This window comes from Streptomyces scopuliridis RB72, assembly GCF_000718095.1.
In the GTDB taxonomy this organism is placed as follows: Bacteria; Actinomycetota; Actinomycetes; order Streptomycetales; family Streptomycetaceae; genus Streptomyces; species Streptomyces scopuliridis.
In genome coordinates this window covers 168,603-180,955 of the sequence record NZ_JOEI01000002.1, presented here as the reverse complement: position 1 = coordinate 180,955, position 12,353 = coordinate 168,603, and the positions used below count along the sequence as shown (strand labels likewise).

The following is a 12,353-nucleotide window of genomic DNA, read 5'->3' as shown; positions in this document are numbered from 1 at the left end:
TCCCTCCAGGGTGGTTCAGCCCGAACGGATGTGCCTGAGTACGGCTACTCATCCGCCGGTCGCGCCAACTCAGGCCGGTGGGCGGACTCAGCCGGCCGCGTGGACTCCGCGGGCCGCGCGGAGTCGGCCGGCCGCGCGGAGTCCGCCGGGCCCGCCGAGTCCGCCGGGCCCGCCGAGGAGTTCCGCGCCGAGTAGCCGATCAGCGCGGCGGCGCCCGCCAGCAGGGCCACCGTGGTCAGCGCGAGGGGGAGCGTGAACCAGTCGGCGAGAAAGCCGATCGCGGGCGGCCCCAGCAGCATCCCGCCGTATCCCAGGGTGGAGGCGGCGGCGACCCCGCCGGGCCCCGCCAGCGCCCCCGCGCGGCCGATGGCCACGGGGAAGATATTGGCGAGGCCGAGACCGGCCACGGCGAAGCCGGCCAGGGCCAGCCAGGCGGTGGGCGCGAGCGCGCCGACCAGCATGCCGAGCGCGGCCGTGACACCGCCCGCGACCAGGGCGCGGGTCTGGCCGAGGCGCTCCAGCAGGGCCGTGCCGGACAGCCGTCCCGCCGTCATGGCGAGGGCGAAGAGTGAGTAACCGGCGGCCGCCAGACCGGGGGTGGCGTCCAGGTCCTGGGTGAGATGGAGCGCGCTCCAGTCGGCCATCGCGCCCTCGCCGTACGCCGTGCACAGGGCGATCACACCGAAGAGGAGGACCAGGCGCCGGGTGCGCCCGTCGAGCCGCCGCGGTGCGGCCGTCGTTCCCTCCTCCGCAAGCTCCCGCTCCGTACGCTCCGGGACGGGCGCCGGGTGCCGTAGCAGCGTGGGGCCGGTGACGGCGGTGACGAGCAGACCGACGCCGGTCAGGAGGGACAGATGGACGGTGGGGGAGAGGCCGCCCGCGACCAGCCCGCCCAGACCCGCCCCCATCATGCCGCCGAGGCTGAACGCGGCGTGGAAGCTGGAGATGACCGGGCGGCGCAAGGCGGCCACGAGATCGACGGCCGCGCTGTTCATCGCCACGTTCAGCCCGCCGTACGCGGCGCCGAACACCAGCAGTACCAGCCCGAGCGTCAGGGCCGAGTGGGTCTGCGGCGGCAGCACGATACTCAGCGAGAGCAGTACGGCGCACACCACCGTCACCGGATGACTGCCGAAGCGCCGGCAGAGCCGCCCGGTGAACACCATCGTCACGACCGCGCCCGCGGAGACACCGAGCAGCGCGAGTCCCAGATCGCTCGCCGAGGCCCCGGTCTGCTGCTTGATGGCGGGGATACGGACCACCCAGCCGGCGAACATGAAACCGTCGAGGGCGAAGAACACGGTCAGCGCGATGCGGAGGCGGGACAGCGGGGACCGGGAGCCGGGTTCTCCGGCGCGTCCTCCCAAGAGGGCCCTCGCTACTTTGTTTAGGTGCGGCACAAAGTAACCATAGGGGCCATGTCCCGTCCTCACAAGCCGTCGGCATCCCGTCGGCCACCCCTCGGCATCCCCTCGGCATCGCGCGACGGCCCGTCGGCATCGGGCGCGGATCATGGGAGACTCGCCCCCATGAACGGCAAGGGGACGACCGCCCGGACGAGGCTGGAGAGAGGCCGCGGCGCACTCGGTCCGGCACTGGAACTGGTGCACACCGGCCGCGCGCCCACCCGCGCGGTCCTGACCGCGGAGCTCGGGGTCACGCGGGCCACGGCAGGAGCGGTCGCCGCGGAGCTGGAGGCCCTCGGTCTGATCCGGGTCGACTCACGTCCCGGCGCCGGAGCCGGTTCCCAGGGCAGGCCCTCGCACCGGCTGTCCATCGACGACAAGGGGCCCGTCGCGCTCGCCGCACAGGTCCACGCGGACGGCTTCCGGGCCGCGTTGGTCGGGCTCGGCGGCCGGATCGTCGCCACCGCGCCCGTGCGCAGTACGGTCACCGCCGATCCGGCGCAGGTCCTCGGGGAGGTCGTCGAGGCCGGGGCCGGGCTGCTGCGGACCACCGGGCTGCGCTGCGTCGGCGCGGGGCTCGCCGTACCGTCGGCCGTCGCCGAGCCGGAGGGCACGGCGCTCAACCCGCTGCATCTCGCCTGGCCCGCCGGGGCGCCGGTACGGGAGATCTTCGCCGAGCGCGTACGCGCTGCGGGCATCGAGGGCCCCGCGTTCACCGGCAACGACGTCAACCTCGCCGCGCTCGCCGAGCACCGGCACGGCGCGGGACGCGGCGCCCAGCATCTGCTCTGTGTCGCGACCGGACACCGGGGGGTCGGTGGCGCGTTGGTGCTCGACGGCAGGCTGCACACCGGCAGTGCGGGCCTCGCCCTGGAGGTCGGCCATCTCACGGTCAACCCCGAGGGCCGCCCCTGCTACTGCGGCAGCAAGGGCTGTCTCGATGTCGAGGCCGACCCGCTCGCCTTCCTCACCGCGGCCGGCCGCGCCCCCGGCCCCGAGGTCTCGCTGCTTCAGCAGGCCCGCGATCTGCTCCGTACGGAGCACGCGGATCCGGCCGTACGGAGGGCCACCGAGGAGCTGATCGACCGGCTGGGCCTCGGGCTCGCGGGGCTGGTCAATATCCTCAACCCCGACCGCATCATCCTCGGCGGACTCCACCGGGAACTGCTCGACGCCGACCCGGAACGGCTGCGCGCCGTCGTCGCCGACCGCAGCCTGTGGGGCCGCAGCGGCGGCGTACCCATCCTGCCCTGCACCCTCGACCACAACAGCCTGGTGGGCGCGGCCGAGGTGGCGTGGCAGCCGGTGCTGGACGATCCGCTCGGCGCGCTGGCCCCGTGACCGGCCGACAGGGGCGCACCATCGGGATCACGGCGCGCGGAAGCTCAGCGCGCGAGCCGGGTTCGCGACGAGGAATCGCTCCACCATCCTTTCGCCCAGGGTGACTTCGAGCCTCGGGCGCAGCCGGCGCAGCAGGTACGCCATCCCCGGGGTCTCCGGCACCGTCGTGTCCCCGCCCAGCAGCAGCCGGTCGCCGAATCCGGCGACCGCGAGCACGGCCAACTGCTCGGGCAGCCGCCAGTCCGTGGCGTGATGGGCGCGTGACGGACCGTCAAAAGCCAGATAAGCGCCGGACTCCGCCGCCATGCGCTGGATGACCTGATCCGGTGATCTGCCCAGATGGCCCAGGATCACCCGCTCGGGCGGTACCTCCAACTCCCCGCACAGCAGGTCGAGTACGTCCAGCGCGCCGGTCCCCAGTTCCAGATGGACCGCGATCGGCGCGCCCGTACGGTGATGGGCCCGCGCCGCGGCTCCCATCGTGCGGCGCGCGTGCGCATCGATCCCGTGGAACGCCCCGGCCACCTTGATCAGCCCGGCCCGTACGCCCGTCCCCGCGATCCCCTCCGTCAGTTCGGTGATGAAGAGTTCGGCCGGATCCTCGCCCGCCGACCGCAGTGTCGCCCGGTCGTAGTGCGCGGCCTGATGCAGCCCGGTGGCGGCGACCACATGCACGCGCTCCGCCCGGGACAGCGCGGCCAGCTCCGCCGGTCTGCGGCCCATTCCGTACGGCGTCCACTGCACCACGGCCCGGCCGCCGAGCGCCCGGAACTCACGCAGCCGGCCGGCCGCCGCGTCCGGATCTGCCAGCTCCTGGCCCGGCAACACGGGGCTGCGCAGGAAGAGATGGTCGTGCGCGTCGCAGATCCCGAGCTCCGCCGGGTCGACCTCGCCGAGGACCGTACGGACGGTACGGGCGGCCTGGGCCTCGGCGGCCCGGCCCCCGGCGGCCCGGCCCCCGGCGGTCCGGGCCTCGGGTGGCGTCCGGGCCGGACTCACCGCAGGTCTCCGCCGCTCAACTCCGCGCGGTGCGGCTGCGACAGACGCAGCACCTGATAGTGGTCGCCGACCGCCCGCGGGGTGTCATGCGCCCAGAGCGTGAACTGCGACAGCTCCCAGTGGCGCGGATCGAGGGCCAGCGTCGCGCACACCACCCCGTCGAGCCCGGCGAGCCGTTCGGTCTCCCGTACCGCCTCCTCGGCCAGGGCGGACAGCGCCGTTCCCTCCGGGACGGGCTGCCGGCGGCGTACCGCCGTGCGCGGCACGCTCGCGTGGGCCGGGCCTTCCAGGTGCACGAGCCCGGACCCGTGCTGGACCTCGGGCCGGCCGAAGTCACGGACGATGCCCGCGAACCCCGGCCCGAGGAGGAAGGAGTTCATGCCCGCGTGCGTGGTCCAGACATAGAACGGCGCGTACTGGTTGACGGGCGAGTCGTCACCGCGCTCCCGGATCAGATACGCCTTCAGCCCGAGCCCGGGAAAGTCGTCGAGGAGCGGCCCCTTCTCCGCCACGCGCTTGCGGATGATCCCCATGTCGTAATCGGCGGGAAGAGTGATCTCGTACTGCATGACATGCATCGGGTGCTCCCGGTCCTGACGGTATGTACGGGATGACGCCAATCGTCTTACGGGCGGGGTGAGTTGGGTACATCCCGGCCGGGCGCGAGCAGGGCCAGCAGTCCGCGCACCCCCGCGTCGAAGGCGGCGGGTGAGCCGGAGGCGCGGGCCAGGACATACCCGCCCTGTACGGTCGCGACGACCGTCGACGCGATCTCCGCCGGGTCGAGCCCGGCCGTGAACTCGCCGCGTTCCAGGCCCTCTTGGACGATTTCAGCGAGCCGGCCGCGCAGCCAGTCGAGCGTCTCGTCCACCGGGGCGCGCAGGGTCTCGTCGGCCATGATGTCCGGGTCCATGGTCAGCCGTCCGACCGGACAGCCGCGCAACACCTCGCGCTCGCGCAGCAGATACGCGGCGATCCGGTCGTACGCGGACCCGGATCCGGACCCGGAACCCCCGAGAGTGGCCTCCGCCGTTGCCCGCAACTCCTCGGTGGTACGGGCGATCGCGGCCCGCGCCAGCGCGGGCTTGCCGCTGAAGTGGTGGTACATGCTGCCCTGGCCCGCGCCCGCCCGCCGCTGTATCGCCTTGGGGCTGGTGCCGACATATCCCCGGTCCCACAGCAGCTCGCGGGTGGCCTCGATCAGGCGCTCGGTGGTGCTCATGACTCCACTGTACATACCAGTAGGTACAGCGATCGCGAGAGCGGGAAGCAGCCGCGGGACCCGTTTCTGCTCCCGGGGGCGTACGCGCACTGCCGCTGGCCGTACGACGACCCGGACCCCCTCCCGGAGCGAGTCTCGGAAGGGACACCCCGAACCCCTTTCCGGAGGAGCTGAACCGAGATGAACACCTTGGCCTTCCACGGCGGACCCGGCCCGTGGATCCTGCTGTTCCCGCTGTTCTGGGCGGCGGCCGTCCTCGGCGTGGTGACCGTCCTGCGCCGCACCGTCCGGCGCGGGCGTGGCGGCGCCGGTGGCGGTGGCGGTTTCCGCGGTCCCTGGCAGGGGGCGCGCGCCCCGCACGACGACCAGTCGCCCATCGCGCTGCTCGGCCGCCGGTTCGCCACGGGCGAGATCGACGAGGACGAGTACTGGCGCCGACTGTCCGTACTGGACGAGCAGTTCGGCCGTACGGGCAAGGGCGGCCCCGCATGACGGCCCCGCGCCGACCGGTCCCGCCGCGGCGTCGCCCCGTAGCGCCGCGCGCGTCGCGGACGCCGTGAAGGTCTACGGGCGGGGCGGTAGGCAAGTACGGGCCCTGGACGGGGTGAGCGTCGACTCACCGCCGGCCGCTTCACCGCGATCATGGGGCCTTCGGGCCTGCTGCGCCGCGAGCGCGTCGCCGTGGCCCGCGTCTTCGCCGGCGGCCCGGAGGTCGTCTTCGCCGACGAGCCGTAGACCGTTCGGGTGGTCCGGGGACCCGCGCCCGCGCCGGAACGGTGCCGGCGCTCGCGGGTCTCGGCGCCATCCTGGGCGTGCTCACGTTCGTGGTGCTCGGCCCGGTCGCCTCCTCGCTCGCCGTACGGATCCTGGGCGGGCCCCTGGAGCGGCTGCGCGGTGTCCCGGGCGGGCCGGCCAGGGGTGACGCGTTGCGTAACCCCCAGCGGACGCGGCGACCGCCACCGCGCCGATGATCGGCGTGAAACCGACCATGGACCGGACGGTGAACCGTTCCTTCGCGGGGGCCTCGCGGTGAGCGCACCGGCCTTCGGCGGCGGAGGCGGCGGCGTGAGCCCCTGGCTCGCCCCCGCCCTGGCGAAACTGCCCGCGGGTCGGCGCGGCTGGACATCCTGCGCGCCATCGCCACGGAGTGAGGCGCCCCTCCGGGGTCAGCTGATCACGGCCGACCTGGCCCAGGGGGGCCCGTACTCCCTGGTCATGGCGCCGAACTCGGCCCCGGGAAAGGGACCGTCCGTCGTCGCGCCGTACACCGGGCGCAGGGGCAGGGCGAGCGCGGCGGGCGGCGCGGGGAGGGTGAACCAGATGCTCTTTCCCGTGTCGCCCCGGGCACGAATGCCCCAGCTCTCGCTGACCGCCGCGATCAGGGCGAGACCGCGGCCGCCGGTATCGAACAGACTCGCTTCGCGGACCGTGGGGAGCCGCGGATCGTGGTCGCTGACCGAGACCGTGAGCCGTTCGAGCAGCAGCTCGATATCGACCGTGCACCGTTTGTCCGGCTGTGCGTGCCGGTGGACGTTGGTGAGCAGCTCGGTGACACCGAGCGCCGCATAGTCGATCAAAGGATCGAGATGCCAATAGCGCAATTGCGCCGAGATTATTCTGCGGACCTGTCCGATCCGCGACGGCAGGGCCTGGAGCTCCACCGTGCAGTGCCTGCTGGGCTGGCTGATCACGGCCACGACTCCCCGAAATGAGGTCCGAAGAAGACGAAGATCGGATCCGGCAACTGGTGCGCTGCTGATCCCGCCCGGCGGGGCCGAATCGCAGTGTCACCGCCGGTTAACCCTGAGTGATGTGAGATCAGAGTGAACCCAGGGGCTCGGCTTCGCAACTCGGGCAGACCGGACCGTCGTTCGCGGCAGGTTTCGGGTATATATCGGACGAATTCCGGACAGAATTCGGGTGGATCGGGACAGCTTCCGCGAGAGCTCAGGTTTTGGTGTGGCTCGCCCTGCTGACGGTGTCCATGAAGCGCCCGGCGAGCGCTGTCGCGTCTGGCCTGCGGCCGGGCTGGCCCATGGTCAGCCGGTAGCGGATCCCGTTCACGGTGGCGACCGCGCTGCCGCTGCCCGCGAACCACGGCTTGGCCGTACGCACGGCCCGCAGGGGCGCGCTGTCGATCACGCGGCCGTAGCTGGTCAGCAGGGCCAGCCTGCCGTCCTGGATCAGGACCTGGCCGGCCCTGGTGAGTGAGCGGGGCCATCGCTCGATCCGTACCCCGCGCGCGCTGAACTCCGGCTCAGCCATGGCTCTTCAGCCCCCTCCGTGCCCATTCCCTGTGCCCAGTCCCCTCAAGTCCCCTCAAGGCAGTGTGCACAAGTATGCGGGCAGGCACCAGAGCGCGTTTCCGGCAGGGGCCAGAAGTGATCGCTATGGCTACCCAAAGTCAATGTTTGCGCAGGTGATGGCGGTACCTTTGAGGGACGGGGGCCGGTTCGACGGACGAGGAACGGCGCGTATGACTGGACGAGACGGATCCGGCACGGACGGGACGACGACGCCCACGGACGGCCGGGCGACGGCGACCGCCGACGTGGACCGCAGCGATCCCGCCTACCGGGCATGGCTCAAAGAAGCCGTACGGAAGGTCCAGGCCGACGCCAACCGCTCCGCCGATACGCACCTGTTGCTCTTCCCGCTGCCCGAGCGGTGGGGAATCGATCTCTATCTGAAGGACGAGTCGACCCATCCGACCGGCAGTCTCAAGCACCGGCTCGCCCGCTCGCTCTTTCTCTACGGGCTGTGCAATGGATGGATCAGACCCGGCGCACCGGTGATCGAGGCCTCCAGCGGCTCGACGGCCGTGTCCGAGGCGTACTTCGCGAAGCTGATCGGGGTGCCGTTCATCGCCGTGATGCCGCGTACCACCAGCGCCGAGAAGTGCCGGCTCATCGAATTCCACGGAGGGCGCTGCCACTTCGTCGACGACTCCCGGAAACTGTACGAGGAGTCGGCCGAGTTGGCGGCCAGGACCGGCGGCCACTACATGGACCAGTTCACCTACGCCGAGCGCGCCACCGACTGGCGTGGCAACAACAACATCGCCGAATCGATCTACCAGCAGCTGCGGCTGGAGCGCTATCCCGTGCCCGCGTGGATCGTCGCCACGGCCGGCACCGGCGGCACCTCCGCGACCATCGGGCGCTACGTCCACTACATGCAGTACGACACCCGCATCTGCGTCCCCGACCCGGAGAACTCCTGCTTCTTCGACGGCTGGACCCGGCACGACGCCCAGGCGTGCAGCGAGCGCGGCTCCCGGATCGAGGGCATCGGCCGGCCACGGATGGAACCGAGCTTCGTGCCCGGCGCCATCGACCGGATGATGAAGGTGCCCGACGCGGCGAGCGTCGCCGCCGTGCGCGCCCTGGAGCGGGCCATCGGACGCAAGGCGGGCGGCTCCACCGGCACCGGGCTGTGGAGCGCGCTGAAGATCGTCGCGGAGATGGTCGCGGAGGGGCGCAAGGGCAGTGTGGTCACCCTGCTCTGCGATCCGGGCGACCGCTATCTCGACAAGTACTACTCGGACACCTGGCTGGCCGGACAGGGCCTGGACATCGCGCCGTACACGGAGACGCTCGACCGCTTCCTGGAGAACGGCGTCTGGCCGGACTGACAGGTCCCGGGACACGGACCCGGCCGCCGTGGCTCTCAGCCCACCGCCCGGAGGCCGCCGCCGCCGGTGAGCCGCGCCGACAGCCGTACGGAACCCTCCCGGGGCGCCCGTACCGCCAGCGTCGTCGCCGACGCGTTCGCCCGTACGCTGCCGACGGCCTCGATCCGTGTGACGTCGCGGCTGCCCGCCGCGAGCAGGAACCACTTCCCGGAGGGCGACTTCCAGCGCGTCCCCGCCAGGATGTGCTGCCCGAACCTGCCGCAGGACGCGGTGTTCCCGGCCTCGGCCACCACCGTGCCCGGCGCGGTCGGCACGGACGCGGGCCGCTGGAACTGCACCAGGATCCGGCCGGGGCCGCGCCAGGTGTCGGCCCGGGTGCAGACCCAGGCGGCCCGCCCGCCCGATTCCGGGAGCGGCTGCTCGGCGAACACCCAGTTGTTGACGGCCCGTACGCCGGAGCCGCGCAGCGTCCGCAGCGCGCAGGCGGTACGCGCCCAGCTGAGCAGCGCCGGTTCAGCGGTCGCCTCCCGGGGGCCGCGCGCGGGCGCGCCGTCGCCGGGCGGCGGGGTGTAGGTGAGATGTGCCGGGGCGGGGTCGCCGAGGTCCGTGACGAGGAACGAGTGCCGCTCCACGATCCGCTCCGAGGAGCGCAGCGCCATCACCGGCCAGGCCACGCAGTCACCGCCGGACGCCGGAGCCGGTACGGCGTCGGTCACGCCCTCGGCGGAGACATCGAGGCCGCGGGCGGGGGCGTCGGGCGCCAGCAGGTCCCGGGTGGCCGACCCGGCGATCCACGGGGCGAGCAGATAGCGGGCCCCGTCCGGGGTACGGCTGACCGCCAGCGCGGCGGCCGTTGTCAGATCCGCCTGGTCGGCACGGGCGAAGTCCAGGGACGGCGTGCCCCCGCCGGGCGCCGGCCCCTCTCGTTTCACCGTCTCCGGCGCCGGCCCCTCCCGTTTCACCGTCTCCGGCGCCGGCCCCTCCCGTTTCACCGTCTCCGGCGCCGGCCCCTCCCGTTTTACCGAATCAGGCAGCGGCCCCGACTCCGGTTCCGCGTACCGGACGATCCGCTGGCCGTCGTGGAGCAGGACCACCGCCGCCCCGTCCAGGTCGCCCGCGTACAGCAGACGCGGCGGCTGCGTGGGCGGCGCCGTCCCGGTGCCCGGGGTGGCGGAGACCCTGACGGCGGGCCCCGGGCCGCCCCAGACGCGCAGAGCGCGCTTCAGCAGCGCGGTGTCGTCCGTACGGCCGCCCCTGGCCGGCCAGACGGAGAAGTCGATCCGGGAGGTGTCGGCCCACGCGTCCTCCGGCGCGCGTTCCAGCAGGGCCGGGTCGAGAGCGCGGGCGAGCGCCGCCGTACCGGCCGGACCGTAGAGGGAGCCCTCCGCGCGGACTCCCGCGACGGATCGCTCCGGGGAGCCGTCCCCGGGCAGGGACACCGCGAGCACCGTCGCGGCCAGCGCGATCGCGACGGTCGCCCCGGCGATCCTGGACCGCTGCCTGCGCCGCAGCAGATCGGTCGGGCGGGTCTGCACCGTACAGGGGTCGAACTCCGCGGTAGCGAGCAGCTTTCCGGCCCGGCCGTCCCGATGCGCGGCGAGCCGTTCCGCCGTACGCACGGCGGCGGCCGGGTCCGCCACCCCCGCGTCCTCCAGCAGAGCGCGGACCGCCTGCTCGGACAGGCCCTCCAGCACGCGCAGGGCGAGCGCGGCGCGCGCGGGCGCGTTGACCGTGGACAGGGCCTGGTCCAGGGCGAGTTCGTCGGTGCCGTCGGCCCGGGGAAAGAGCCGCAGCCCCACGACGAGCGGCAGACCGGTCCGCGGCCGGACGGCCCGCACCCGCCACCAGGGGGTCGGCTGCTCATGGGTGAGCGCGGCCCGCAGCACCTGACCCCGTAGCCAGGCAAAGGCGGAGCCGCTCGGCGTGCGCTGTCCGGGCACCCGCGCCTTCTGGTCGCCCTTGCGCGCGCCGGGCAGCACATGCTGGACGGTGGCGTGCGCGGTGAGGACGCGTCGGTGGCGGCCCAGCGTGGGAGGGAGCGTGAGATAGGCCAGCCTGACCAGCCGCGGGTAGTGCTCGACGAGGGCGGCCTCGGCGTCATCGACGCCGGGACGCGGGCCCGTTGTGGCGTTGTCGGTCGGCTGTCGGTGGCTCGGCATGGGGACGGTGCCCTTCCGCATGTGCTGACGCGTCGTCGCTCGGCGCTGCTCGACAGGCCAAACGAGCGAAAGATGCGAAGGTCACCGTAGAGGTGATCATCTCCGGCCACCGGAGAGGCAGTTGACGCACCCTCGGCTCGCGGGACTAGCCACGCAGCAGCCGGTCGACGGCGCGGCCGAACACCGCCCGTCCCGCCCGCGCGGTCAGCGGGTCGAGGGGCCCGGGCAGCAGACCGATCCGCAGCTCCTCCTCCCAGCGCACCAGGGTCGCACCGGCCGCTTCCCGTACGTGGATCTCGGCCCAGCCCGTGATGGCCCGGCCGCGCTTCTCCAATCGGCAGTGGCCGGGGACGCCCGGTGCGGGCGGCTGCCAGCGGACGACCTCCATCGGGTCGTCGAACCCGGCGCGGCCGAGTCCGGTGCGGGCGACGAAGACGGTGCCGGTGCGGGTGGGCCCCGGGGTCAGGACGGAGACCCTCGTCAGCGGCACCTGGTCCGCGTGGGCCGGCCAGTCGGTGAGCCGGCGCCACACCTCGTCGGCGGACAGCGGTGAGGTGCGGTCGATACGGAAGGCGCTCACCCGGCGATCGTAGGCCGCACGGACCGCACGGACCGCACGGATCACCGCACGGATCGTAGAACGAGCCGCCCGAGCCGGGGGCCGGCGCGCTCAGTCGTCCCGCTGTACGGACAGGTCCGTGGACTCGCTCTCCAGCGGCTCTCCCGGCGTCTCCGACTCGCCCGCCACCACCAGCCCCGGCAGATACTCGGTGATCTCCTCACGGGCCGCGGCCGACAGCCCCGAGTCCGTCACGAGCGTGTCGACCTGATCCAGTGTCGCGAAGGAACTCAGCCCCACCGTCCCCCACTTGGTGTGGTCGGCGACGACCACCACCCGGCGCGCGGACCGTACGAAGTGCCGGTTGGTCTCCGCCTCCCCGAGGTTCGGGGTGGACAGACCGGCCTCGGCCGAGATGCCGTGTACCCCGAGGAAGAGCACATCGAAGTGGAGCGAGCGGATCGCCTGGTCCGCCACCGGGCCGACCAGCGAGTCCGACGGCGTACGGACCCCTCCGGTGAGCACCACCATGGCCGCCCCGGGCCGTGCGCCGCCCGCGCCCCCGGGGGCCCGCTGGCCCGTGTGGAACACATCCGCGACCCGCGTCGAGTTGGTCACCACCGTCAGATCCGGTACGTCCAGCAGATGGTGGGCCAGGGCGTACGTGGTCGTACCGCCGGACAGCGCGATGGAGCTGCCGGGCACCGCCATGGCCGCCGCCGCCCGCGCGATGTCCTCCTTGGCGGTCAGTTCCAGCGCCGACTTCGCCTCGAAGCCCGGTTCGTGCGTGCTGGCCTCGACCACCGGCACCGCGCCGCCGTGCACCTTCTCGATGACACCCTGGCGCGACAGCGCGTCCAGATCCCGCCGCACGGTCATGTCGGAGACGCTGAGCCGGCGCGTCAGCTCATTGACCCGGACCCCGCCGCGCCTGCGCACCTCGTCCAGGATCAGGGCACGGCGCTGCTCCGCGAGAAGATTCTGGTTGTCGCTCACCGCAGGGCCGGTCCTTCCGCGTCGTCGTGGTCGGTCG

12 protein-coding genes and 2 pseudogenes are annotated in these 12,353 nt (G+C 73.1%); 5 read left to right on the top strand and 9 right to left on the bottom strand.

Annotated elements, in window-relative coordinates:
- Positions 1 to 44 precede the first annotated feature (44 nt).
- Positions 45 to 1,400 (bottom strand): MFS transporter, encoded by a 1,356-nt coding sequence (locus tag IF11_RS0102070; RefSeq protein WP_051745346.1) that lies wholly within the window; start codon positions 1,398 to 1,400, stop codon positions 45 to 47.
- Between the two features lie 129 nt (positions 1,401 to 1,529).
- Here IF11_RS0102070 and IF11_RS0102065 point away from each other — a divergent pair, with 129 nt between their 5' ends.
- On the top strand, positions 1,530 to 2,747 hold the full coding sequence (locus IF11_RS0102065; RefSeq protein WP_030349623.1) for an ROK family protein: 1,218 nt from the start codon (positions 1,530 to 1,532) through the stop codon (positions 2,745 to 2,747).
- A gap of 27 nt (positions 2,748 to 2,774) precedes the next feature.
- Here the strand turns inward: IF11_RS0102065 and IF11_RS0102060 are convergent, their stop codons facing one another.
- The 3 genes from IF11_RS0102060 to IF11_RS0102050 are packed head-to-tail and all read right to left on the bottom strand — an operon-like array spanning position 2,775 to position 4,983.
- Positions 2,775 to 3,746 carry a phosphotriesterase family protein gene (locus IF11_RS0102060; protein WP_078490328.1) on the bottom strand — a complete coding sequence of 324 codons (972 nt, stop codon included), beginning with the start codon at positions 3,744 to 3,746 and terminating at the stop codon, positions 2,775 to 2,777.
- Positions 3,743 to 4,324, bottom strand: coding sequence for a DUF4865 family protein (locus IF11_RS0102055; protein WP_030349621.1), 582 nt, complete (start codon positions 4,322 to 4,324; stop codon positions 3,743 to 3,745). Before IF11_RS0102055 ends, IF11_RS0102060 begins: the two co-directional genes overlap by 4 nt.
- Before the next feature lie 47 nt (positions 4,325 to 4,371).
- Positions 4,372 to 4,983 carry a TetR/AcrR family transcriptional regulator gene (locus IF11_RS0102050; RefSeq protein WP_078490327.1) on the bottom strand — a complete coding sequence of 204 codons (612 nt, stop codon included), beginning with the start codon at positions 4,981 to 4,983 and terminating at the stop codon, positions 4,372 to 4,374.
- 165 nt (positions 4,984 to 5,148) lie between these two features.
- Here IF11_RS0102050 and IF11_RS0102045 point away from each other — a divergent pair, with 165 nt between their 5' ends.
- The 3 genes and pseudogenes from IF11_RS0102045 to IF11_RS41820 all read left to right on the top strand — a co-directional run.
- Positions 5,149 to 5,460, top strand: a complete 312-nt coding sequence (locus tag IF11_RS0102045; RefSeq protein ID WP_030349619.1) for an SHOCT domain-containing protein — start codon at positions 5,149 to 5,151, stop codon at positions 5,458 to 5,460.
- Between the two features lie 64 nt (positions 5,461 to 5,524).
- Positions 5,525 to 5,625, top strand: a pseudogene (locus IF11_RS39875) (ABC transporter ATP-binding protein); the annotation flags it as partial.
- 38 nt (positions 5,626 to 5,663) lie between these two features.
- Positions 5,664 to 6,072, top strand: a pseudogene (locus IF11_RS41820) (ABC transporter substrate-binding protein); the annotation flags it as partial.
- Positions 6,073 to 6,134: 62 nt separating this feature from the next.
- Here IF11_RS41820 and IF11_RS0102030 read toward each other — a convergent pair.
- Complete coding sequence (locus tag IF11_RS0102030) at positions 6,135 to 6,659, bottom strand: ATP-binding protein (RefSeq protein ID WP_030349617.1); 525 nt, start codon at positions 6,657 to 6,659, stop codon at positions 6,135 to 6,137.
- 256 nt (positions 6,660 to 6,915) lie between these two features.
- Positions 6,916 to 7,233, bottom strand: coding sequence for a hypothetical protein (locus IF11_RS0102025; RefSeq protein ID WP_030349616.1), 318 nt, complete (start codon positions 7,231 to 7,233; stop codon positions 6,916 to 6,918).
- Between the two features lie 211 nt (positions 7,234 to 7,444).
- Between IF11_RS0102025 and cds1 the strand changes: the two genes are divergently transcribed.
- Positions 7,445 to 8,602 (top strand): L-cysteine desulfhydrase Cds1, encoded by a 1,158-nt coding sequence (gene cds1, locus IF11_RS0102020; protein ID WP_030349615.1) that lies wholly within the window; start codon positions 7,445 to 7,447, stop codon positions 8,600 to 8,602.
- Positions 8,603 to 8,637: 35 nt separating this feature from the next.
- On the opposite strand, the gene IF11_RS36280 is transcribed toward cds1, so the two are convergent.
- The 3 genes from IF11_RS36280 to IF11_RS0102000 form a co-directional block, all read right to left on the bottom strand.
- The gene (locus tag IF11_RS36280; protein ID WP_037726861.1) at positions 8,638 to 10,761 is read right to left on the bottom strand and encodes a hypothetical protein; all 2,124 of its coding nucleotides are present in this window, start codon (positions 10,759 to 10,761) and stop codon (positions 8,638 to 8,640) included.
- Positions 10,762 to 10,906: 145 nt separating this feature from the next.
- On the bottom strand, positions 10,907 to 11,341 hold the full coding sequence (locus IF11_RS0102005; RefSeq protein WP_030349614.1) for an SRPBCC family protein: 435 nt from the start codon (positions 11,339 to 11,341) through the stop codon (positions 10,907 to 10,909).
- A gap of 90 nt (positions 11,342 to 11,431) precedes the next feature.
- On the bottom strand, positions 11,432 to 12,316 hold the full coding sequence (locus tag IF11_RS0102000; RefSeq protein WP_030349613.1) for a DeoR/GlpR family DNA-binding transcription regulator: 885 nt from the start codon (positions 12,314 to 12,316) through the stop codon (positions 11,432 to 11,434).
- Positions 12,317 to 12,353: the final 37 nt, after the last annotated feature.

What these genes read in the sequence shown, in the direction of transcription:
- IF11_RS0102065 (WP_030349623.1), top strand. Translation starts at nt 1,530, where the DNA reads ATGAACGGCAAGGGGACGACCGCCCGGACGAGGCTGGAGAGAGGCCGC.
- IF11_RS0102055 (WP_030349621.1), bottom strand. Translation starts at nt 4,324, where the DNA reads ATGCATGTCATGCAGTACGAGATCACTCTTCCCGCCGATTACGACATG.
- IF11_RS0102050 (WP_078490327.1), bottom strand. Translation starts at nt 4,983, where the DNA reads ATGTACAGTGGAGTCATGAGCACCACCGAGCGCCTGATCGAGGCCACC.
- IF11_RS0102045 (WP_030349619.1), top strand. Translation starts at nt 5,149, where the DNA reads ATGAACACCTTGGCCTTCCACGGCGGACCCGGCCCGTGGATCCTGCTG.
- IF11_RS0102025 (WP_030349616.1), bottom strand. Translation starts at nt 7,233, where the DNA reads ATGGCTGAGCCGGAGTTCAGCGCGCGCGGGGTACGGATCGAGCGATGG.
- cds1 (WP_030349615.1), top strand. Translation starts at nt 7,445, where the DNA reads ATGACTGGACGAGACGGATCCGGCACGGACGGGACGACGACGCCCACG.
- IF11_RS36280 (WP_037726861.1), bottom strand. Translation starts at nt 10,761, where the DNA reads ATGCCGAGCCACCGACAGCCGACCGACAACGCCACAACGGGCCCGCGT.